The following is a 21,066-nucleotide window of genomic DNA, read 5'->3' as shown; positions in this document are numbered from 1 at the left end:
AGAGGTAGCAATGAGACTTGATGGTTTAAACAGCGAAATGCAAACAATGATGTTGGAAGCAACCAATGCTCGTCCTACGGCAACTGGACAAAGTGTGAGTGCTGATTTTGGCGACATGCTTTCCAAAGCCATTAATAACGTGAACAGTTTGCAAAAGACCTCAGGTAATTTACAAACCCGCTTTGATCGGGGAGATGAAAATGTCTCACTATCGGATGTGATGATTGCTCGTAATAAGTCGAGTGTAGCCTTTGAAGCGACGATTCAAGTTCGAAATAAACTTGTCGACGCCTACAAAGAACTCATGAATATGCCCGTATAAATTAGGTAGCCGCCGTGGCAGAAGATAAGCAAACAACCGATCTTACCGTGACCAGTGGTTCTGACCACGCTTTAATGGCGAGCTCAGATCTAGACATGGACACGCAAAACCCAGATCTTGAAGAGAAGAGTTCATCCAAAAGTGATTTTGCGATGGGCGACTTGGACTTGTTGCGCCAGGTGGTGTTAGTCCTCTCTATTTCCATCTGTGTGGCACTGATTGTCATGTTGTTCTTTTGGGTTCGAGAACCTGAAATGCGCCCGCTTGGCGCTTATGAAACCGAAGAACTTATTCCTGTCCTCGATTATCTTGATCAGCAGAAACTGACCTACAAATTAGATGGTAATACTATCTTAGTGCCATCCAGTGAATACAACAGCTTAAAACTCAACCTCGTCCGTGCAGGGTTAAATCAAAACAAGCAAGCGGGCGATGAAATCTTGATGCAAGACATGGGCTTTGGTGTTTCTCAGCGCCTTGAGCAAGAGCGCCTTAAACTTAGCCGTGAACGTCAGCTTGCCAAAGCGATTGAAGAGATGAAGCTCGTCAACAAAGCTCGTGTGTTATTGGCACTGCCTAAGCAAAGCGTATTTGTTCGTCATAACCAAGATGCTTCTGCCTCCGTATTTCTTACCTTACGAACTGGCGCGAACCTTAAACAAGAAGAGGTCGACTCTATTGTCGATATGGTCGCCAGTGCCGTGCCAGGGATGAAACCCAATCGAATTACCGTGACTGATCAACATGGTCGGTTGCTCAGCTCAGGCTCTCAAGATCCTGTGTCGTCAGCCCGCCGTAAAGAACAAGAACTTGAACGCAAGCAAGAAGAGGCGCTGCGTGACAAAATTGATTCGGTATTAATCCCTATTCTAGGTTTTGGTAATTACACCGCCCAAGTGGATATCCAACTGGATTTCAGTGCCATTGAGCAAACGCGTAAACGCTTTGACCCGAATACGCCAGCGACACGCAGCGAATATACGCTTGAAGACTATAACAACGGCAATGTGGTGGCTGGCGTTCCAGGTGCATTAAGTAATCAGCCACCTGCCGATGCTTCTATCCCACAAGACGTCGCGCAGATGAAAGATGGCTCGGTTCTTGGGCAAGGTTCTGTGCACAAAGAAGCCACGCGCAATTTTGAACTCGATACCACCATCAGTCATGAACGTAAACAATCGGGTGTGGTGAATCGTCAAACCGTTGCGGTGGCGATTAAAAACCGACCATCGGTTAACCCAGAGACTGGCGAAGTCACCTATACTCCCTTGAGCGAAAGTGAAATTAGCGCCGTGCGACAAGTATTGATTGGGACGGTTGGCTTTGATGAAAACCGTGGCGATTTGTTGAATGTCTTGAGCATGCAATTTGCCGTGCCTGAAGTTGAGTCAATGGTTGATGTCCCTATTTGGGAGCATCCAAACTTCAACGATTGGGTACGCTGGTTTGCTAGTGCCTTGGTTATTGTGGTTGTGGTGCTGGTGCTGGTTCGCCCTGCGCTGAAAAAACTGCTCAACCCTGCTGCGGATGATGATGACCCAATGTACGGACCTGATGGTTTACCGATTGGTGCTGATGGTGAAACCAGTTTAATTGGCAGTGGTATTGATGGCGGTGATCTCTTTGAGTTTGGTTCCGGTATTGATTTGCCAAACTTACACAAGGATGAGGATGTACTGAAAGCGGTGCGTGCTCTAGTGGCCAATGAGCCTGAACTTGCGGCTCAAGTAGTGAAGAATTGGATGCAAAATGCCTGATAATAAAAATAAGAGTGGAACAGAAGTGACAGAATCATCGGTTGATATTTCAACAATTTCTGGTGATGAAAAAGCGGCTATTTTGTTGTTGAGCTTAAACGAAGAGGACGCCGCTGGCATCATCCGCCATCTTGAACCTAAGCAGGTACAACGAGTCGGTAGCGCGATGGCGAAGGCGAAAGAGCTTAGCCAAGAGAAAGTGGGCGCGGTGCATCGTGCTTTCCTCGAAGATATTCAGAAATACACCAATATCGGTATGGGCAGCGAAGACTTTATGCGTAACGCGCTTATCGCTGCATTAGGTGCCGATAAAGCCAATAACTTGGTCGATCAAATTTTGCTTGGCACGGGTTCAAAAGGGTTGGATTCATTGAAATGGATGGACCCACGACAAGTGGCGAGCATCATTGTTAATGAACACCCACAAATCCAAACTATTGTTTTATCGTATTTAGAACCGGATCAATCAGCTGAAATTTTGGCGCAGTTTGCTGAACGTGACCGTTTAGATTTATTAATGCGCATTGCCAACCTTGAAGAAGTACAACCTTCGGCATTGGCAGAACTAAATGAAATCATGGAGAAACAATTTGCCGGTCAAGCGGGCGCGCAAGCGGCGAAAATTGGTGGCTTGAAAGCCGCGGCTGATATCATGAACTACCTCGATAACAATATCGAAGGCATCCTCATGGATCAGATGCGTGAGCAAGATGAAGACATGGCAACGCAGATCCAAGATCTGATGTTCGTGTTCGAGAACTTAGTCGAAGTGGACGACCAAGGCATTCAAAAATTGCTGCGTGATGTACCGCAAGATGTACTGCAAAAAGCACTTAAAGGTGCTGATGAGGCATTGCGCGAGAAGATCTTCAAAAACATGTCAAAACGTGCAGCTGAGATGATGAAAGATGATCTGGAAGCCATGCCTCCGATTAAAGTATCAGATGTCGAAGCGGCGCAAAAAGAGATTCTGGCGATTGCACGTCGTATGGCCGACAGTGGCGAAATTATGCTGTCTGGCGGCGCAGACGAATTCTTATAATCTAACCCTGACTCAACAATAGGTAGCATTATGTCTGGAGAAAGAAAACGCGGCTTTTTACGTTTAGATGCAGACGCTAATATTGAACAAGCCAAAAAGTGGGGGTTGCCGGACTACGGCGCAGAGATCAATAAAAAAGCCAAAGAAACGGCAATGAACTACGACCCCGGTTGGATGCCAAGTTTTGATGAGCCTGTGGTTGAAGAGCCTCTGCAACTCAGCGAAGAAGAGATTGGCCAGATCAAACAAGGGGCTTATCAAGAAGGTTTGCACCAAGGCCAAGAAGCCGGATTCAAACAAGGTTATGAAAAAGGCAAAGAAGAAGGGCTGATTGCAGGACACCAAGAAGGTGTTGAGCAAGGCAAAACCGAGGGTGTCGCTGAAGGGCAAACCCTCATCCAGCAGCAGGTTGATATTTTCGTTGGTCTTGCCAATCAATTTGCTCAACCGCTAGAGTTGATGAATGCCCAAGTCGAAAAACAGCTGGTCGATATGGTTTTAACCTTGGTCAAAGAAGTCGTTCACGTTGAGGTACAAACCAACCCGCAAGTGATCTTAGATACCGTCAAATCGTCGGTTGAGTCCCTGCCTGTATCTGGTCATGCCATCACATTAAAACTCCATCCAGAAGATGTTGAAGTGATTCATTCTGCTTATGGCGAAAAAGAGCTGGATTTCCGAAACTGGACATTAGTTAAAGAGCCGGCATTAAATCGCGGTGACGTCCAGATTGAAGCAGGTGAATCGAGTGTGAATTATCGAATGGAAGATCGTATTCGTAGCGTGTTGAAAAGTTTTTGTGGCACCAATCGTCACCAACAAGGTGATCAATAGTGTTGTCTCTTGCCGATCGCCTTAGTCAATATAAAACCGAAGGGTTAACCTGCCGCCCAATGGCATCGGGCAAACTGGTCCGTGTGGTTGGTTTAACCCTTGAGGCTACCGGTTGTAAAGCTCCTATTGGTAGCTTATGTAAAGTAGAAACCATGTCAGGAGAAATGGAAGCGGAAGTGGTTGGCTTTTCTGGCGATAACCTCTATCTGATGCCCAGCGAACAGATAACAGGCGTACTGCCCGGAGCTAAAGTTACCCCAATGACAGGGGATGCTGGCCTACCAGTCGGGATGGAGCTGCTTGGACGGGTGATTGATGGTGTCGGTAATCCACTCGATGGGCTGGGGCCTATTTATACCGAAAAGCGCGCATCGTTTAATGCTGACCCCATCAATCCATTAGCTCGCAAACCCATAACAGAACCTCTGGACGTTGGCCTAAAAGCGATTAACGGTTTACTGACGGTGGGTAAAGGGCAGCGGATTGGTTTATTTGCCGGTTCTGGTGTCGGTAAGTCGGTAACGCTTGGCATGATGACTCGTGGCACAACCGCTCAAGTGGTGGTGGTGGGGCTGATTGGTGAGCGTGGCCGCGAAGTAAAAGAGTTTATAGAAGAGATTTTAGGCGTTGATGGACGTCAACGTTCAGTTGTAGTAGCCGCGCCTGCGGACTCCTCACCGCTGATGCGTTTAAAAGGCTGTCAAACCGCGTTAGCGATTGCGGAATACTTTCGTGATCAAGGGTTAGATGTATTGCTACTAATGGACTCGTTGACTCGTTTTGCCCAAGCGCAACGTGAAATTGCGTTATCTGTGGGTGAGCCGCCAGCCACAAAAGGTTATCCGCCATCGGTGTTTGCTAAACTGCCCGCCTTGGTTGAACGAGCGGGAAATGGCGGTCCTCACCAAGGATCGATTACCGCTTTCTTTACCGTGCTCACCGAAGGGGATGATCTACAAGACCCGATCGCTGATGCATCGCGAGCCATTCTTGATGGTCACATTGTTTTATCACGTGAAATGGCCGATGCCGGACATTACCCAGCGATTGATGTAGAGAAATCGGTCAGCCGTGTTATGCCACAAATCACCACCGATGAACATCTGTTGATGTCGAAAGCGGTGCGTCAAATACTCTCCATCTGCCGGAAAAATCAAGATCTCGTCTCTATCGGTGCTTACAAGCCGGGGACGGACCCTGCGATTGACAGTGCATTTACGCTAAAACCTAGGCTGGATGAATATTTGCAGCAAGGGATGAAGGATTCGGTTCCTTACGACATGTGCGTCAATATGCTCAAGCACGTTTTGCAAGTGGGGTAATCGATGGATAACGCACTCGAGTTTCTGCTTGATCAAGCCAAAGACAAAGAAGAAAAAGCCGTGATGGCGTTATCTAAATCGCGTGATGAGCTAGAGAGTTATTACAAGCAGTTGGCGCAGATTGAACAATACCGACTGGATTATTGTCAGCAGCTTATGGAGCGCGGCATGTCGGGTTTGACGGCGAGCCAATATGGACACTTAAACCGATTTCTTACCCAGTTAGATGAAACCCTTGTCAAACAAAGAGATGCAGAACAACACTTCAAAAATCAGGTAGAGAACTGCCAAGAGCATTGGATGGAAGTGAGAAAACAGCGACGCTCTTACGAATGGCTCATTGAAAAAAAACAGATAGAAGCGCAACGTCTGCAAGATAAACGAGAGCAGAAGCAGATGGATGAGTTTTCTACACTGCTCTTTAGTCGGCAACGTTCTAATCAACATAAGTTTTAATCAAAATAAGTTTTAAGTCACTGACGCCTCAAGTCGTCAACGTGTCCAATAAGATGGGTGTCATACTTTCTTATCGATATTGAAGGCTTGGCTCATTTCTTGCTTCTGACTAATCACGGAGTTCATTAGGTTAATCCACAGCGCCATCGTCAAAAAATGATGAAACATGGCTTACTGGCCAATAATGAATCCGCGTCATCCTCTGTTTTTAGTGCGAGCATCATGGATATGAATGTAAATATTACAACACCATCCGACACCTCTAAAATGGCCAGCGTGAGTAAAGCAGGCTCTGATGCGGTGAGTGAAGGTTCTGAATCTCAAGGTTTTTTTGAAAAACTGACCGCCCTCATTATGGGTCGTAGCACTGAATCTTCGGCAGAAACCGACTTTAAGGCGCTGGATGAGGGAGCTGTGCTCACCGATGACGTGGCAGCCCAAAGTAGCGATGCCTTGTTAGATAAAGAACTTGGTGAAGCCTTGAGTGAAGAGGCTGATCTTGCTACCGTGCAAACACAATTACCTCCTTCAGCAGAGGTTGATGACTCCGCTCTTCAGCAGAAAACAGCGCAAGTGATGAGCGATGGCGATGAAATCCTTGGCCGTTTAAATAGCGCCAATCAAGCACTTGCTGACCAAAACGGCAAAACCTTGCCACAAAACACTCATCCGGTAGACGTGCAAATCGACGACAACGCAGGTGACTCCTCGGATCAAGTGGAGCAAAAAGCGCCAGCGGCTGCGCAAATATCAGCACAGGATGCATTCGCTAAACCCACTACTGAACCAGTAGCACCGACGTCAGTGAATGAGCAAGCTCCATTATCTGATCAGCACATCACGGAACAAGATGCAGAGCGTGTGCTGCCTATTCAGCAGGGCAAAGAGCGTTTGATCGCTGCGGAAGGTTCACCTACGGCATCAAGCTTAAACGCAGAGACTGAAGAGAATGGTGAACTCATCCTGCCGGAATCAGTCCGAAAATTCATTCAGCCGCCTCAAGATACAAAGTCAGTGCAAGCAAGCGCTTTGTCGCAAGCGATAGAAGATGAGGCCACTTTACTTGCCACAACTGAAGTTGGCGATGCAGCAGTTAACGCGGTGGCAAAAAGTGACAACGCCATGCCCATAGAGCCATCACCTTTGGTTGAAGCGCAAGCACTTGATTCACAATTGACGACAAATTTAGCAGAGGGCAAGCTGCCACTTTCCCCATCCCCATCAGCGAATACACCTCAAACCGATTCGGAAAATGATCAGCAAGGACTGCCCACAGAGGCGTTATTGACTGCCGCTGCCATTCCTTGGGCGAACACAGTTGTTGCCGAAGGGCAAGCATTACCTCTAGACGTGGCACAAAGTGAAACGGTCCTCAAGGGTAAAAATACGCCGGTTTCATTAGCCCATTCTGTTCAGCAAGCCTTAGCTCAGCAACAATCTCAAACCATGCAGGCTGCCGCGGCGGCAGATAAAGCCGCACTAGCATCGTCACCTCTTGTGACAGCAAGCAATGAGTTATCCAATGTACAAATACAACAGTTAGCGAATGCGGCCGCGATACCAGCTGCAACCCATGCAGAATTGCCACTCAACCCCGCGCTATTCAAAGCCGGATTAGGCGCGAAAGCGTTATCGGGTGTGAATGATGCAGGGTCGGCTCAAGAGCAAAAAGAGGGCACATTAGCGCAGCAGCTTTCGAGTGCTTTGGGGCAACATGGTTTGAACGCGACGCAGAGCCGTGCTGACAACTTGCAAGCCGCGCAACAGCCTCCTTTGTTGCTTAACCGAGAAATGGCCAGTGAGCAAATGGCGGAACGGCTGCAAATGATGATGTCGAAAAACCTTAAACATGTCGATATTCGCTTAGATCCACCGGAATTGGGGCGTTTACAAATTCGTATGAATATGAATGGTGATCATACGACGGTTCATTTTACGGTCGCTAACCATCAAGCACGTGATGTGATTGAACAATCTATGCCAAGGCTACGAGAAATGTTGGCACAACAAGGTGTGCAGTTGGGTGAGACCTCTGTCCAACAACAGAGCGCTGGTCAGCAACAAGCGCGCTACACTGCCGACGGGGATGCTCAATCTGGTCAATTGGCGCGCAACGGAAGCTATTTAGACGAAGAAAACCTTGATACAGACGTCAAACTTGATTTGAATGTCGCATCAAAGCGTGATGGAATCAGTTATTACGCTTAAACTAATATTAAAAATAACGACATAGAGAACATTATGGCCGATGAAGAGTTAGGCGCGGAAGCCCCCAAAGGGAAGAAAAAACTGCTGATTATCATTATTGCTGCCGTAGTGTTACTGCTTGGTGGTGGTGCAGCTTTCTTTTTGATGAGCGGAGATGAGGGTGAAGCCACGAGTGAGCAAGCCCCCGCAGCGCAGCAAGCTTTGCCAACGGATCCTGTGGCTTACGTTAATATTGCACAGCCGTTTGTGTTTAACGTCACGGGTGATAAGAAAGATCGTTTGGTGCAAATCAAAGTGCAGTTGATGGTGCGAGGTTCAGAAAATGAAAGCCTTGCACGTTACCATTCACCTTTAGTGGAAAGCTCTTTACTGGCCACTTTTGCGTCTGCCACTGTGGAACAGCTTCGTAGCCCTACCGGACGAATTGAGCTGAGAGATAAGGCGACCGATGACATTAAAGCGGCACTCACTAAAGCGGTTGGGCAACCTGTGATCGAAAAAGTGTTGTTTACCGATTTTGTAATGCAGTAGGTGAGAAGTGACTGATTTATTAAGCCAAGACGAAATTGATGCCCTGCTTCATGGTGTAGACAGTGTTGATGAGGCGGAAGACGATGACGATGTTGCCGATAAATCGGCGATTAACTTTGACTTCTCTTCACAAGACCGTATCGTCCGTGGGCGCATGCCTACGCTGGAGCTTATCAACGAACGTTTTGCTCGTCACATGCGTATTAGTTTGTTCAACATGCTGCGTAAAACGGCTGAAGTGTCGATCAACGGCGTACAGATGATGAAGTTTGGTGAATACCAAAATACGCTTTATGTTCCGACTAGTTTGAACATGGTGCGTTTTCGTCCGTTAAAAGGGACCGCGTTGGTCACGATGGAAGCGCGTTTAGTCTTCATTTTGGTGGAAAACTTTTTTGGTGGCGATGGACGTTTCCACGCTCGAATTGAAGGGCGCGAATTTACGCCAACAGAACGACGTGTCATTCAATTACTGTTAAAAATTGTTTTCGGTGACTACAAAGAAGCTTGGTCACCGGTGATGGGCGTTGAGTTTGAATATTTGGATTCAGAAGTGAACCCAAGTATGGCTAACATCGTCAGCCCAACGGAAGTGATCGTAGTGAGCTCGTTTCATATCGAAGTCGATGGCGGCGGCGGCGATTTCCACGTGGTCATGCCTTATTCGATGGTTGAACCCATTCGTGAGTTACTCGATGCGGGTGTCCAGTCGGATAAAATGGAAACCGATGTGCGTTGGAGTTCTGCACTGCGCGAAGAGATCATGGATGTACCCGTCAATTTCCGAGTCAATTTATTAGAACAAGACATTTCATTGCGTGACTTAATGGATCTACAAGTAGGCGATATCATCCCAATTAAAATGCCCAAAAACGCAACGATGTTTGTTGAAGAGCTGCCTACTTACCGAGTGAAAATGGGCCGCTCTGGTGAAAAACTGGCGGTTCAAGTCTCTGAAAAAATTAAACGCCCTGATGTAGTAAAAACGGATCTCGCCTTTTTAGGCAAAGACATCATGTCTGAATTTGAAGATGATGACGAAGAAGATAACGAAGAATAATAGAGTAGGTAACGAAGATGGAACCAAGTGACGACCAAAGATTGGCAGACGAATGGGCAGCCGCATTAGGGGAAGACCCATCCGCGCCTAGTATTGATGTAGATGAAATTCTGGCCGCGCCTCTTGATGAATTAAAAGACACTTCACCACCGATCACCGAAGATGAGCGCCGCAAACTTGATACGATCATGGACATTCCGGTGACCATTTCGATGGAAGTGGGACGTTCGAAGATCAGCATTCGTAACTTACTGCAATTGAACCAAGGCTCGGTGGTTGAGCTTGATCGCATCGCGGGTGAGTCATTGGATGTGATGGTGAACGGCACCTTGATTGCTCATGGAGAAGTGGTAGTGGTTAACGATAAATTCGGTATTCGTTTAACCGATGTAATCAGCCAGACTGAGCGCATTAAAAAGCTGCGTTAGCATAACGTCAGTTTACGAAAAAGAAGTATTTGGATGAAAAAACTGATCGGTTTATTGCTCTGTTCAAGCCAGGCGATGGCAGCGCCGAATGATCACTTAGATTTAGCGACCACTTTCGGGTCGCTTTTGTTCGTTATTGCGCTAATTCTCTTTTTGGCTTGGGTGTTAAAACGCATGCGAGTGCCCACGTTCGGTAATCAAAAAGGGCTGAGCATTGTACGTCAACTGCCGGTGGGTACTAAAGAGCGTATCGTTATTGTGCAAGCGGGAGAAGAACAATTTCTCGTCGGAGTCACGTCACAATCCGTCCAATTGATCGCCAAATTAGATGCCCCACTCAAACAGGAGGAGGCTGAGGTCAGTCCGTTTGCCGGTCAACTGACTCAGCTGCTAAAGAAAAATGACAAGAAATAGTCGCACGGCCTCATTGGGTTACCTTGGTCATCTATGGCATCTTTCTATGTTGCTGGTGGCATTATTGTTTACCCCGTTTGCGTTTTCAGAGCAAGAGTTAGCCACGCCAATTCCTTCCAGCGCCGTAGGCGCAGAAACGGTGACAGTAACGGCGATGAATAAAGACAGTGGCGCCTCTAAAACGATAGCCGCTGGTAGCGTCAGTGGTGGTGGCGGTATTCCAGCATTTACCATGACGACCAATCCAGATGGCAGTCAAGATTACTCGATCAATCTACAAATTTTAGCCTTGATGACCATGTTGGGTTTTTTGCCTGCCATGGTCATTTTGATGACTTCCTTTACACGTATCGTGATTGTGATGTCGATCTTGCGCCAGGCAATGGGCCTGCAACAAACGCCGTCAAACCAAGTAATTATCGGTATCGCTATTTTTCTCACTTTTTTCATTATGTCACCAGTCATCAACGCCATTAATGAGCAAGCTGTGCAGCCGTATCTCAATGAGCAGATGACGGCACGTCAAGCGTTTGATACGGCTCAAGAGCCACTAAAAGCCTTCATGCTGAAACAGACGCGAGTCAAAGATTTAGAAACCTTTGTTGAGATATCGGGCTCTGACGCAACCAATCCTGAAGAGGTCTCGATGGCGGTGCTGATCCCTGCGTTCATCACCTCGGAGCTAAAAACGGCGTTTCAAATCGGCTTTATGCTATTTTTACCCTTTTTAATCATTGATTTAGTGGTGGCGTCTGTTTTGATGGCGATGGGTATGATGATGCTTTCGCCGATGATCGTCTCGCTGCCTTTTAAACTCATGCTGTTTGTACTAGTGGATGGATGGAACTTGATCCTCTCAACGCTAGCCGGCAGTTTTGCTTTATAGCGGGGGCGCGAATGACTCCTGAAGTCTTTGTTGAGCTGTTTCGAGACGCACTGTGGATGGTGCTTATCATGGTGTGCGCCATCATCATCCCGAGTTTGTTGATTGGTTTAGTGGTCGCCATTTTCCAAGCCGCGACCTCAATTAACGAACAGACGTTGAGCTTTTTACCGCGTCTCATTGTGACGTTACTAGCACTGATGTTCTTTGCCCATTGGATGACGCAGATGTTGATGGAGTATTTCTTCTCTATCGTTGAACGGCTACCACAGGTGTTGTACTAGGAGCTTGAATGGAGTACCCAACAAGCCTCGTTTTAGAGTGGATTGCTAGCTATTTTTGGCCCTACACTCGTATTTCCGCCATGCTGATGGTGATGTCAGTCACTGGGGCCCGCTTTGTTCCGACCCGAGTGCGGCTCTACTTAGGTTTGGCTATTACCTTCGCCGTGATGCCCGCGATTCCTGTCGTTTCAGAGACCGTTGAACTACTTTCATTTAAAGGTTTTTTGACCACCTTTGAGCAGATTATTATTGGCGTTGCAATGGGCATGATCACCCAGTTTATAATCCAAACCTTTGTTATGCTTGGCCAAATATTGGGTATGCAAGCCAGCTTAGGTTTTGCTTCAATGGTCGACCCCGTAAACGGGCAGAACACCCCTTTGCTTGGTCAATTGTTTATGTTTTTAGCGACCTTGTTCTTCTTAGCAACCGATGGTCATTTAAAGATGATCCAACTGGTGGTATTCAGTTTCAAAACCTTGCCTATTGGCGATGGGGCATTAACGACCGTGGATTTTCGTGAGCTCGCATTGTGGCTGGGAATTATGTTTAAAGTGGCGCTGAGTATGTCTCTTTCTGGCATCATTGCGCTATTAACCGTCAACTTATCATTTGGTGTGATGACTCGTGCAGCCCCTCAGCTCAACATTTTCTCGTTGGGTTTTGCGTTTGCACTTTTGGTCGGCTTGCTACTCTGTTGGTATATTTTAGGCGGCCTGTATAGTCACTACGAACTATTCTGGTTAGAAGGCGAGCAACAAATTTGTCGCCTTATCCGTATGAACTGTTAGGAGGCGCGTTTGGCAGAGTCAGACGGTCAAGAACGTACCGAAGACGCCACGCCCAAGCGATTGGACGAGGCGCGAAAAAAAGGTCAAGTCGCTCGTTCAAAAGAGTTAGCGTCCGTTTCGGTACTGGTGGTGGGTGCGATTGCATTGATGTGGTTTGGCGAATCGTTAGCCCGAGCCTTGTACGCTTTGATGGGTCGAATCTTCAACTTAAGCCGAGAAGAAGTGTTTGATCTCGGAAAGTTGTTTGATATTGCGGCTGGTTCTCTTGCGACCCTGGTATTGCCACTCTCGCTTATCTTAATCACGTTATTTATTGCTGCATTAATTGGCGCGGCTGGCATTGGTGGAATTAACTTTTCTGTCGAAGCTGCGATGCCAAAGCCCTCCAAAATGAACCCGCTCAGTGGCTTAAAACGTATGTTCGGTTTGCAAAGTTGGGTTGAGTTATTTAAGTCCATTTTAAAAGTACTGCTTGTTTCTGGCGTTGCTTTTTATCTGATCAATGCATCGAAAGAAGATCTATTTCAACTGAGCATGGATGTCTATCCACAAAATATTTTCCATGCGCTCGATATCTTACTCAACTTCGTGTTGCTGATCAGTTGTTCTTTATTGGTCGTGGTCGCCATCGATATCCCATTCCAAATCTGGCAGCACGCTGACCAATTAAAAATGACCAAGCAAGAAGTAAAAGACGAATACAAAGATACGGAAGGAAAACCTGAGGTTAAAGGCCGAATTCGGATGTTGCAGCGTGAAGCGGCCCAGCGGCGGATGATGGCGGAAGTGCCACAAGCGGATGTAATCATCACCAACCCAGAACACTTCTCAGTTGCGCTGCGCTATAAACAAAATACGGATAAAGCACCGATTGTGGTGGCTAAAGGCGTCGATCATATGGCGATGAAAATTCGTGAAGTAGCACGTGCGCATGATATACACATCATTCCCGCACCGCCTTTGGCTCGAGCGCTTTATCACACAACCGATCTTGAACAGGAGATCCCCGACGGGCTTTTCGTGGCGGTTGCGCAGGTACTGGCTTATGTCTTTCAGCTTAAGCAGTATCGTAAACGCGGTGGCCAAAGACCCAAACTCGATGAAAATAACATGCCGATTCCACCGGATTTACGACATTAATCCTCATCGTTATGCTGGAGCAAAAGCGTTAATGCTGAAGTTAGCGTCAGTTTAAATCACTTATCAGGAATAGAAAGCAGCACCAATACCGCGCCATGCCCGCCAAATTCAAGGGGGGCTTGATGAAATGCCATCACATCAGGATGTTGAGCGAGCCAGAGAGGAACTTTTTGTTTGAGAATGTGTTTACCGATCCCATGTTGGACACAAGCGCAGTGAATATTTTCTTTCACACAATAAGCAACCATCGCCCCTAGTTCTCGTTTCGCTTCTTGCTGTGTCATGCCGTGCATATCCAAAAACACATCCGGCACATAGACGCCACGTCTTAACCGTTTAACTTCATATTTCGACACATCATCACGAGCATAGCGCGTCGGGCCTTCATCGCTGAGTTTTGGTATAAACTCATCGGAAAAATAAAATTCGGTATCGCTGGCTTCCCGCGCAATACGGCGGATTTCTTTTTGTTTGGGGTTTCTGTTTGGCGGCTGGATTATGGTATCCTGTCGCAACTTTTTAACGCCCTTTACTGCATCCCGAAACAAGTCGAAAGCGTCATCGTGTTCGGTCTCTTTTTGGCTCATTGGGTTTGGTCATTTTCTAACAGATCGATATTGGCAGTATTGTAGCGCTTTTCGGAGGCAATTTTGGATAAGATTTTTGTAGAAGAGGCGGTTTCTGAACTTCACACGCTTCAAGATATGATTCGTTGGACGGTCAGCCGTTTTAATGCCGCCAACTTATTTTATGGTCATGGGACCGATAATGCGTGGGATGAAGCCGTTCAGCTAATCCTACCGACACTCTATCTTCCGATTGATGTTCCTCCGCATGTACTGAATTCTCGTTTAACAGGCAGCGAACGTCTGCGTATTGTTGAACGGGTGATTAAGCGCATTAATGAACGTACTCCTATCGCCTATTTAACCAATAAAGCCTGGTTCTGTGGCCTTGAGTTTTATGTGGATGAGCGAGTACTGGTGCCACGTTCACCGATTGGCGAATTGATTGAAGCGCAGTTCCAACCTTGGTTGATCGACGAGCCTGTACGCATTATGGATTTGTGTACTGGCAGCGGTTGCATCGCCATTGCGTGCGCCCACGCTTTCCCTGATGCTGAAGTGGATGCGATTGATATCTCAACCGACGCACTGCAAGTGGCAGAGCAAAATATTCAAGATCACGGTATGGAGCAACAAGTTTTCCCGATCCGTTCCGATCTATTCCGTGATTTGCCAAAAGAGAAATATGACCTAATCGTGTCGAATCCACCGTATGTGGATCAAGAAGATATGAATAGTTTGCCCAAAGAGTTCAAACACGAACCAGAACTCGGCTTAGCCGCCGGTACCGATGGTTTGAAATTGGTGCGTCGTATTTTGGCCAATGCGGCGGGGTACCTCACTGATAACGGTATTTTGATCTGTGAAGTGGGCAATTCGATGGTGCATATGATGAACCAATACGACCACATTCCGTTTACTTGGCTTGAGTTTGAAAATGGTGGGCATGGCGTATTCATGCTGACTCGCCAGCAGTTGGTTGATTGCGCTAGCGACTTTGCGCTTTATATCGACTAATGCCGTACGCACAACAAAAACGCCAGCCACAGTGCTGGCGTTTTTTTATCCATTAGAAAAATACACATTGCTTTATTTTGGGGCTTTACATCATTTCGTAATAAAGCCACTATGAATCCACGAACAATAGAATGAAGCGGTGATAGGGAGCATGTCGCTCTGTGTCATCAATATTGAGGAAGTAATGGCAGGAAACAGTATCGGACAACATTTTCGGGTGATGACATTCGGAGAAAGTCACGGTATCGCACTAGGATGTATCGTCGACGGATGCCCTCCGGGCTTAGAAATTACAGAAGCTGACTTACAGATAGACCTAGATCGTCGCCGTCCTGGCACATCTCGCTATACAACGCAGCGCCGTGAAGCGGATGAAGTCAAAATTCTTTCTGGTGTATTTGAGGGGAAAACCACTGGTACATCGATCGGTCTATTAATTGAAAATACCGACCAACGTTCAACCGATTATTCAGACATTAAAGACAAGTTTCGCCCCGGTCATGCCGATTATACCTACCACCAAAAATATGGCATTCGCGACTATCGTGGTGGTGGCCGTTCATCAGCACGAGAGACAGCGATGCGAGTGGCAGCGGGAGCCATTGCGAAGAAATATCTCAAACAAGAATTTGGGGTTGAAATTCGCGCTTACTTGTCACAAATGGGTGATGTTTGTATCGATAAAGTGGATTGGAATGAAATTGAGAATAACGCCTTTTTCTGTCCAGATGCAGACAAAGTGGCGGCATTCGACCAACTGATCCGTGATTTGAAAAAAGAAGGTGATTCGATCGGTGCAAAAATTCAAGTTGTCGCGACCAACCTGCCTGTTGGTTTAGGTGAGCCGGTATTTGATCGTCTAGATGCGGATATTGCGCATGCTTTGATGAGCATTAATGCGGTGAAAGGGGTAGAGATTGGTGACGGTTTTGATGTCGTGCAGCAAAAAGGCAGCCAGCATCGAGATCCTCTAACACCGAACGGCTTTCGCTCAAATCATGCTGGCGGTATTTTAGGCGGTATTTCGACTGGACAAGATATTGTTGCCAGTATTGCACTTAAACCCACGTCAAGTATTACAGTACCTGGCGATACCATTACTCGCACGGGTGAACCCACACAACTTATCACGAAAGGTCGCCATGATCCTTGCGTTGGTATTCGCGCCGTGCCCATTGCCGAAGCAATGCTGGCGATTGTGTTGATGGACCACTTACTTCGTCATCGCGGGCAGAATTTTGCGGTTCAAACCGAAACGCCTAAAATCTAATCCAGCATAACCGAATTAAAATGAAAAGCGCCCTTCTTGTTAGGGCGCTTTTGTTTTAATCAATTTTCTGTTTGGCTAATTTCCGCGGCTGAATGAATTTTTTATCGAAACAAGTCAGCTAACTAACCAAATATCTAACATCGGAATATCTAACATCGGATTATGGCTAATGAATCTGATTTTCAGCATCAAGCTGGAAAGAAGGCAAACGCCATTTAAAACGCACTGCCGCCATACGCAATAAATAACCCACAATAAGCGTTACTATCGTGCTGGTGACATCATTGATGCCGAATGCGAGCAAGGTTAAATAAAGCCCTGAAGCGACTAATGAAACCGAAGCGTAGAGTTCTTCATGCAGTACCAGTGGGGTTTGTCTGCAGATTAAATCGCGTAATAACCCACCAAACACCCCAGTGACCAACGCAGAAACCATACAAATGCCGGGATGCAACCCCATGCCCATTGCGACTTTTGTGCCTATGATACTGAACACAATTAGCCCCAATGCATCTAAACGAATGAACAACCCTTTGAGTTTGATTACCCATTTAGCTAAGCCTGTGGTGAGAACGCCTGCGATACAGGTAATGGCTAAAAACTCCGGATTCTTCACCCAACCTAGCGGATAATGGCCGAGTAAAATATCCCTCACCGTACCGCCTCCAATCGCAGTGGCACTCGCTACTAACATCACACCGAACCAATCCATTTTTCGACGGCCTGCACTCAATGCGCCAGTCATCGCTTCGGCAGTAATACCAATAATATATAAAACACTGAGCAACATAATGCGGTACTCCGACAGCACTTCCTTAGGTATATAAGAACCGAGAAAGCGGTTGAACTTAAAAATGGAGGCGCAAGTGTAGTAGTAAAGTCAGGCGATGGCGAATGAGATTTTATGCCAAGAAACCGTTTGACCGATTAATAAAACTAATGAAGTGGGGCGATTGAATGGCTTTACCTGACTACAGAAAAATAAGAGAATGCGTTGAGAAATTTTTGCCTGCATGACTGAGCGATGACACATCAATACCAAGACTTGATCTCCCTGTTCAATGACACTTTTTTTGAGCCATTCAATACGCGTTTAGAGCTCGGTGGTGATGAGCCGATTTACTTGCCTGCTGATGCGCAAATCAATCATCACCGCATCATTTTCGCACGAGGCTTCTTTGCCTCGGCACTGCACGAAATCGCGCATTGGTGTGTCGCCGGCCCTGAACGGCGATTGATGGAAGATTTTGGCTATTGGTATCAACCAGACGGGCGAACCGCGCAAGTTCAAGCCGAATTTGAAAAAGTAGAGGTTCGCCCTCAAGCGTATGAGTGGATTTTATCGGTCAGTGCTGGCTTTCCTTTTACTGTGAGTTGTGACAACCTACATGGCGATTTTGAACCAGACCGTATCGCCTTTATGACTCAGGTACATCGTGAGGTAGTCGCTATCTTACAGGTTGGACTTCCACCCCGAGTGAAGATGCTGTCAGATGCATTACGTGCTTTTTATGGTACGACAGAATTAAGGCTAGAGCACTTTATTATCAGGTAACTAGCTAAATAATAAGAGAAAATGAGAGTTGTATGATTATTGGATTTGAAGAAAAACTGCTGGAAATGATTGATGCACGTATTGCGACGGCATCGGACGATGAATTGTTTGCGGGTGGTTATTTGCGAGGTCATATTTCTTTGTCTGCAGCCGCGTGTGAAGATGAAGGAATTGACGATCTATCTCTGTTTAAAGCACGAATTGAGCAAAGCCTAGAGCAAGCGCGCACAGAGCTTACGCCTGCAGACCGCGTGATTGTGTTCGATTTATGGACCGAGCTTCACAACCAAGCTTAAGGTGACCACACTTAACTCATTCGAATTCTTTGAATGAGTCCGTAAAATTTTTATGGTTGTTGTTAATTTGTGCGATCGCTATGCTTAAGCCATATTCGAACACACAAGGGCAACACCATGAAAGTCATCGCATTTGGAGCATCAAACAGCTCAACTTCAATCAATAAAGCATTGGCCACTTACACCGCTCACCTCATTGAAGGTGCAGACGTGGTGGTGCTTGATATTAACAACTATACCGTTCCTATGTTTAGCGAAGATCTTGAAAAAGAGCTTGGTCAAGCCGAAGGCGCTCAAGCTTTTCTGCGTGATCTTGCTCAAGCGGATGCGTTTGTTATCTCTTTTGCTGAGCATAATGGTCACTACCCAGCGGCGTACAAAAATTTATTTGACTGGGCAACACGCATTGACCGTGAACTATTCAAAGGTAAACCTGCTGTTTACCTAGCCAGCTCTCCTGGTCCTGGTGGCGCGCAATCGGTTTTGGCGGCGGCAAATAATTCTGCTCCTTATTTTGGTGGTAATGTAAAAGCGTCTGTCTCGGTACCGAGTTTTTATGACAATTTTGACTTGGCTACGGGTCAAGTGACTAACCCAGAAGTGGCGGCACAATTGAAAGACGCGGTTGCGAAGCTCGTATAGCTTTCGTGTCTCGTTTTAAGTTCGTCTCACGTTAAGTTTCACGGCTTTTCGCGTGAAAAAGTGAGCATTAAAAAAGCCTTGCTGGATAAGTAAGGCTTTTTTCTATGACGGGTTTTATCGAGGAGTACGTTCGGTGATGGCTTTGCCTTTTTTGAGTTTTCTCACCCACATTCGACTTGGATGAAGCGTTTCGAGAACATCAACAGCAAGCGGAAGTGGATCGCCACTCATTTGTGAAGCCAGCAACTCAGCCATTAATGGCGCAGAACTTAGCCCTCGCGATCCTAGCCCGAGCATGCAGTACAAATGAGGATAGTGAGCCACAGATGGAGTCTGTTGCGGATCTTGGGGCGTTAACGGCTGGTAGTCGAGCTTGATCTGTTCAAAGTTGCCCACATTCCCGACAAACGGCAAATGATCGCGGCTGACACAGCGAACGCCTTGGCGAGATTGATTGCTAGATGTATCGACTTGCTGTGTCCAGTTTTGGTCGTTAATACAACGGGTTAAGCGTTGTCCATTCTCTTGCTGCGCCGCCGCATCGAATGCTTGGTTGATTTGACTTCGGTCATAGCTTGCGCCAATGCAGTGCTGTTGAGTGTTGGGGTTGTGCGGTGTCATATAGCCGTCGTAACACAACACGCTGCTCAGCTTTTGCAATGTTTCTGAGGTTGGAATATGGCTTACTTGTCCTTTCACTTTGCCAAGTGGCAACGCTTGTGTTTGCTCGAAATGGTCAAATTGATGTCCGTTTGCAATGACCACACACTGATGGTGCTTTTCGCTACCATTAACACTTAATGTCCACTGCCGTTGTATTTCATCCCAGCGCAAAGACTCCACCTTGTGATTGAAATAGGCGTTGAATCGCTCACTTTGGCTTAATTGGTCAAACAGGCCTTGTGTCAGTTGAGCAGGGCAAAGCCATCCTCCGAGTGGGTAATGTAAGCTGACCATGTCAGTCGGTAAGCCGACGTTTTGTAACGTTGCTTGTTGATCGCAGTAGTGCATTAGCTGAGGGTTAAATTTCCCTTCAAGCATCGCCATCTGTTTTTGGGTCGATTTTTCATCCCACATCAATTGGGTCACACCACACCAATCATGATCAAAAGGGACGGTTTGCGCCATTTGCTCAACAAATTGCCGAGCAAACAGAAAAGCGGGCGCAAAAACACGCGATACACCACTGTGGTCTTTATTCAGCAGTGGGTAAACCGCACCTTGTCGGTTACCTGAAGCACCTTGAGCGGCCTGAGGATCGGCGCAATACAGGCTGACATTGATACCGCGGCGATTGAGCATTTTAGCTAATGTGGCACTAGCAATGCCGCCGCCGATGATCGCCACGTCGGTAACATTGGTCGTCGGCGCAATCGCAAACCAAGGTTTTATATTGCTGTACGGCGTTTTGTGTTCCAGTTGACCAGCAATCATCTCTCTTTTGGTGCCAAAGCCTTTCACTTTTTTCATCGAAAAGCCTGCTTCTATCAATCCGCGTCGTACAAAACCTGCGGCGGTAAAAGTGGCGCACGTGGCTTTGTGTTTCGCCAGTTTGGCCATATTCTCAAACAGCGTTTGATTCCACATTTCAGGGTTTTTACTGGGAGCAAAACCATCCAAAAACCATGCGTCTACCACGCCTTGCTCGGTTGTGGGAACTTGCGGCATACACTCTTTGATATCACCGAACCAAAGATCAAGGGTAATGGCGCCATCATCAAGAACAATGCGATGACATTCTGGTACTGCAATCGGGTAGTGTTGTTGAAGCTTTTTCGCATAAGTCGCTAATTCAGGCCACGCTTGGTGCGCTGTTATCAAGTCGTGTTTATTGAGCGGATATTTTTCAAAACTGATAAAATGCAGCGCTTGCAATGGCGCATTTGGGTTTTGTTGCCTAAACGCATCAAATTCTTGCCATACAGCGAGAAAATTTAACCCAGTGCCAAACCCCGTTTCGGCAATGACGAATCGTTTTTGGTCATATTGGTGCCATCTTTGTGGTATATGATTTTGGGAAAGAAACACGTAACGCGTCTCTTCTAGGCCGTTAACGTTGGAAAAGTAAACGTCATCGAATTGGTCGGAAACGGGTGTGCCCGCTTCATTCCAACCCAGTGTTGCGTTGGTTATGCTGGTCATAATGGTGTAATTCTGTGAAATCGGGCGATATATAGCTCGAGATTGTACGAATTTCTGGGAAAGCTGACCACTTTTGTTATTCTTCTTAGTTATTATCTAAGCGAAT

23 protein-coding genes are annotated in these 21,066 nt (G+C 46.7%); 20 read left to right on the top strand and 3 right to left on the bottom strand.

The features are described from left to right. Positions 1–10: 10 nt before the first annotated feature. The 15 genes from fliE (at position 11) to flhB (ending at position 13,472) form a co-directional block, all read left to right on the top strand. Complete coding sequence (gene fliE, locus AACT23_RS11865) at positions 11–322, top strand: flagellar hook-basal body complex protein FliE (protein ID WP_026028064.1); 312 nt, start codon at positions 11–13, stop codon at positions 320–322. 14 nt (positions 323–336) lie between these two features. Further along, positions 337–2,079, top strand: a complete 1,743-nt coding sequence (fliF, locus tag AACT23_RS11860; protein WP_013856309.1) for a flagellar basal-body MS-ring/collar protein FliF — start codon at positions 337–339, stop codon at positions 2,077–2,079. Beyond that, complete coding sequence (gene fliG, locus AACT23_RS11855) at positions 2,072–3,121, top strand: flagellar motor switch protein FliG (RefSeq protein ID WP_094129055.1); 1,050 nt, start codon at positions 2,072–2,074, stop codon at positions 3,119–3,121. Before fliF ends, fliG begins: the two co-directional genes overlap by 8 nt. 30 nt (positions 3,122–3,151) lie before the next feature. Next, positions 3,152–3,955, top strand: coding sequence for a flagellar assembly protein FliH (gene fliH, locus AACT23_RS11850; RefSeq protein WP_013856311.1), 804 nt, complete (start codon positions 3,152–3,154; stop codon positions 3,953–3,955). Beyond that, positions 3,955–5,277: a flagellar protein export ATPase FliI gene (fliI, locus tag AACT23_RS11845; protein ID WP_013856312.1), complete on the top strand. Its 1,323-nt coding sequence runs from the start codon at positions 3,955–3,957 to the stop codon at positions 5,275–5,277. The genes fliH and fliI overlap by 1 nt, the downstream gene beginning before the upstream one ends. 3 nt (positions 5,278–5,280) lie before the next feature. Beyond that, positions 5,281–5,733, top strand: coding sequence for a flagellar export protein FliJ (gene fliJ, locus AACT23_RS11840; protein ID WP_010318709.1), 453 nt, complete (start codon positions 5,281–5,283; stop codon positions 5,731–5,733). 156 nt (positions 5,734–5,889) lie between these two features. Further along, positions 5,890–7,941 carry a flagellar hook-length control protein FliK gene (locus AACT23_RS11835; RefSeq protein ID WP_094129052.1) on the top strand — a complete coding sequence of 684 codons (2,052 nt, stop codon included), beginning with the start codon at positions 5,890–5,892 and terminating at the stop codon, positions 7,939–7,941. Positions 7,942–7,974: 33 nt separating this feature from the next. Next, positions 7,975–8,472, top strand: a complete 498-nt coding sequence (fliL, locus tag AACT23_RS11830) for a flagellar basal body-associated protein FliL (protein ID WP_013856316.1) — start codon at positions 7,975–7,977, stop codon at positions 8,470–8,472. A gap of 7 nt (positions 8,473–8,479) precedes the next feature. Further along, entirely contained in the window at positions 8,480–9,532 is a 1,053-nt protein-coding gene (gene fliM / locus AACT23_RS11825; RefSeq protein ID WP_013856317.1) for a flagellar motor switch protein FliM, read from the top strand. Positions 9,533–9,549: 17 nt separating this feature from the next. Continuing rightward, complete coding sequence (fliN, locus tag AACT23_RS11820) at positions 9,550–9,960, top strand: flagellar motor switch protein FliN (RefSeq protein ID WP_010318705.1); 411 nt, start codon at positions 9,550–9,552, stop codon at positions 9,958–9,960. 33 nt (positions 9,961–9,993) lie between these two features. Then, a complete protein-coding gene (gene fliO / locus AACT23_RS11815; protein WP_013856319.1) occupies positions 9,994–10,374 on the top strand; it encodes a flagellar biosynthetic protein FliO in 381 nt (126 codons plus the stop codon). A 46-nt stretch (positions 10,375–10,420) separates the two neighbouring features. Next, positions 10,421–11,260: a flagellar type III secretion system pore protein FliP gene (gene fliP, locus AACT23_RS11810; RefSeq protein ID WP_017048873.1), complete on the top strand. Its 840-nt coding sequence runs from the start codon at positions 10,421–10,423 to the stop codon at positions 11,258–11,260. An 11-nt stretch (positions 11,261–11,271) separates the two neighbouring features. Next, entirely contained in the window at positions 11,272–11,541 is a 270-nt protein-coding gene (gene fliQ / locus AACT23_RS11805) for a flagellar biosynthesis protein FliQ (protein ID WP_013856321.1), read from the top strand. An 8-nt stretch (positions 11,542–11,549) separates the two neighbouring features. Continuing rightward, positions 11,550–12,332: a flagellar biosynthetic protein FliR gene (gene fliR, locus AACT23_RS11800; RefSeq protein WP_094124522.1), complete on the top strand. Its 783-nt coding sequence runs from the start codon at positions 11,550–11,552 to the stop codon at positions 12,330–12,332. 9 nt (positions 12,333–12,341) lie between these two features. Next, positions 12,342–13,472 (top strand): flagellar biosynthesis protein FlhB, encoded by a 1,131-nt coding sequence (gene flhB / locus AACT23_RS11795; protein WP_017042734.1) that lies wholly within the window; start codon positions 12,342–12,344, stop codon positions 13,470–13,472. A 56-nt stretch (positions 13,473–13,528) separates the two neighbouring features. On the opposite strand, the gene smrB is transcribed toward flhB, so the two are convergent. Further along, complete coding sequence (gene smrB / locus AACT23_RS11790; RefSeq protein ID WP_013856324.1) at positions 13,529–14,059, bottom strand: endonuclease SmrB; 531 nt, start codon at positions 14,057–14,059, stop codon at positions 13,529–13,531. A 63-nt stretch (positions 14,060–14,122) separates the two neighbouring features. Between smrB and prmB the strand changes: the two genes are divergently transcribed. Continuing rightward, a complete protein-coding gene (prmB, locus tag AACT23_RS11785) occupies positions 14,123–15,055 on the top strand; it encodes a 50S ribosomal protein L3 N(5)-glutamine methyltransferase (protein WP_013856325.1) in 933 nt (310 codons plus the stop codon). A gap of 184 nt (positions 15,056–15,239) precedes the next feature. Continuing rightward, complete coding sequence (gene aroC / locus AACT23_RS11780; RefSeq protein ID WP_026028357.1) at positions 15,240–16,325, top strand: chorismate synthase; 1,086 nt, start codon at positions 15,240–15,242, stop codon at positions 16,323–16,325. A gap of 166 nt (positions 16,326–16,491) precedes the next feature. Here the strand turns inward: aroC and AACT23_RS11775 are convergent, their stop codons facing one another. Beyond that, a complete protein-coding gene (locus tag AACT23_RS11775; protein WP_026027295.1) occupies positions 16,492–17,115 on the bottom strand; it encodes a trimeric intracellular cation channel family protein in 624 nt (207 codons plus the stop codon). Between the two features lie 234 nt (positions 17,116–17,349). On the opposite strand from AACT23_RS11775, the gene AACT23_RS11770 reads away from it, so the two are divergent. The 3 genes from AACT23_RS11770 (at position 17,350) to AACT23_RS11760 (ending at position 18,818) form a co-directional block, all read left to right on the top strand. Continuing rightward, complete coding sequence (locus AACT23_RS11770; protein WP_017045732.1) at positions 17,350–17,880, top strand: elongation factor P hydroxylase; 531 nt, start codon at positions 17,350–17,352, stop codon at positions 17,878–17,880. A 32-nt stretch (positions 17,881–17,912) separates the two neighbouring features. After that, positions 17,913–18,176 (top strand): YfcL family protein, encoded by a 264-nt coding sequence (locus AACT23_RS11765; RefSeq protein WP_013856329.1) that lies wholly within the window; start codon positions 17,913–17,915, stop codon positions 18,174–18,176. Positions 18,177–18,293: 117 nt separating this feature from the next. Then, complete coding sequence (locus AACT23_RS11760; RefSeq protein ID WP_026027294.1) at positions 18,294–18,818, top strand: NADPH-dependent FMN reductase; 525 nt, start codon at positions 18,294–18,296, stop codon at positions 18,816–18,818. 114 nt (positions 18,819–18,932) lie between these two features. Here the strand turns inward: AACT23_RS11760 and mnmC are convergent, their stop codons facing one another. Beyond that, positions 18,933–20,960, bottom strand: a complete 2,028-nt coding sequence (gene mnmC / locus AACT23_RS11755) for a bifunctional tRNA (5-methylaminomethyl-2-thiouridine)(34)-methyltransferase MnmD/FAD-dependent 5-carboxymethylaminomethyl-2-thiouridine(34) oxidoreductase MnmC (protein ID WP_094129049.1) — start codon at positions 20,958–20,960, stop codon at positions 18,933–18,935. Positions 20,961–21,066: the final 106 nt, after the last annotated feature.

Origin of the sequence: Vibrio sp. V09_P4A23P171 (assembly GCF_963875615.1) — a bacterium.
Classification (GTDB): domain Bacteria; phylum Pseudomonadota; class Gammaproteobacteria; order Enterobacterales; family Vibrionaceae; genus Vibrio; species Vibrio anguillarum.
This window is presented reverse-complemented; position numbering and strand designations above follow the sequence as displayed.

Bases quoted from the DNA above. Each gene is read 5' to 3' on its own strand.
- fliE (WP_026028064.1), top strand. From the start codon at position 11: ATGAGACTTGATGGTTTAAACAGCGAAATGCAAACAATGATGTTGGAA.
- fliG (WP_094129055.1), top strand. From the start codon at position 2,072: ATGCCTGATAATAAAAATAAGAGTGGAACAGAAGTGACAGAATCATCG.
- fliH (WP_013856311.1), top strand. From the start codon at position 3,152: ATGTCTGGAGAAAGAAAACGCGGCTTTTTACGTTTAGATGCAGACGCT.
- fliJ (WP_010318709.1), top strand. From the start codon at position 5,281: ATGGATAACGCACTCGAGTTTCTGCTTGATCAAGCCAAAGACAAAGAA.
- AACT23_RS11835 (WP_094129052.1), top strand. From the start codon at position 5,890: ATGATGAAACATGGCTTACTGGCCAATAATGAATCCGCGTCATCCTCT.
- fliL (WP_013856316.1), top strand. From the start codon at position 7,975: ATGGCCGATGAAGAGTTAGGCGCGGAAGCCCCCAAAGGGAAGAAAAAA.
- fliN (WP_010318705.1), top strand. From the start codon at position 9,550: ATGGAACCAAGTGACGACCAAAGATTGGCAGACGAATGGGCAGCCGCA.
- fliO (WP_013856319.1), top strand. From the start codon at position 9,994: ATGAAAAAACTGATCGGTTTATTGCTCTGTTCAAGCCAGGCGATGGCA.
- fliP (WP_017048873.1), top strand. From the start codon at position 10,421: ATGTTGCTGGTGGCATTATTGTTTACCCCGTTTGCGTTTTCAGAGCAA.
- fliQ (WP_013856321.1), top strand. From the start codon at position 11,272: ATGACTCCTGAAGTCTTTGTTGAGCTGTTTCGAGACGCACTGTGGATG.
- fliR (WP_094124522.1), top strand. From the start codon at position 11,550: ATGGAGTACCCAACAAGCCTCGTTTTAGAGTGGATTGCTAGCTATTTT.
- smrB (WP_013856324.1), bottom strand. From the start codon at position 14,059: ATGAGCCAAAAAGAGACCGAACACGATGACGCTTTCGACTTGTTTCGG.
- aroC (WP_026028357.1), top strand. From the start codon at position 15,240: ATGGCAGGAAACAGTATCGGACAACATTTTCGGGTGATGACATTCGGA.
- AACT23_RS11775 (WP_026027295.1), bottom strand. From the start codon at position 17,115: ATGTTGCTCAGTGTTTTATATATTATTGGTATTACTGCCGAAGCGATG.
- AACT23_RS11770 (WP_017045732.1), top strand. From the start codon at position 17,350: ATGACACATCAATACCAAGACTTGATCTCCCTGTTCAATGACACTTTT.
- AACT23_RS11765 (WP_013856329.1), top strand. From the start codon at position 17,913: ATGATTATTGGATTTGAAGAAAAACTGCTGGAAATGATTGATGCACGT.
- AACT23_RS11760 (WP_026027294.1), top strand. From the start codon at position 18,294: ATGAAAGTCATCGCATTTGGAGCATCAAACAGCTCAACTTCAATCAAT.
- mnmC (WP_094129049.1), bottom strand. From the start codon at position 20,960: ATGACCAGCATAACCAACGCAACACTGGGTTGGAATGAAGCGGGCACA.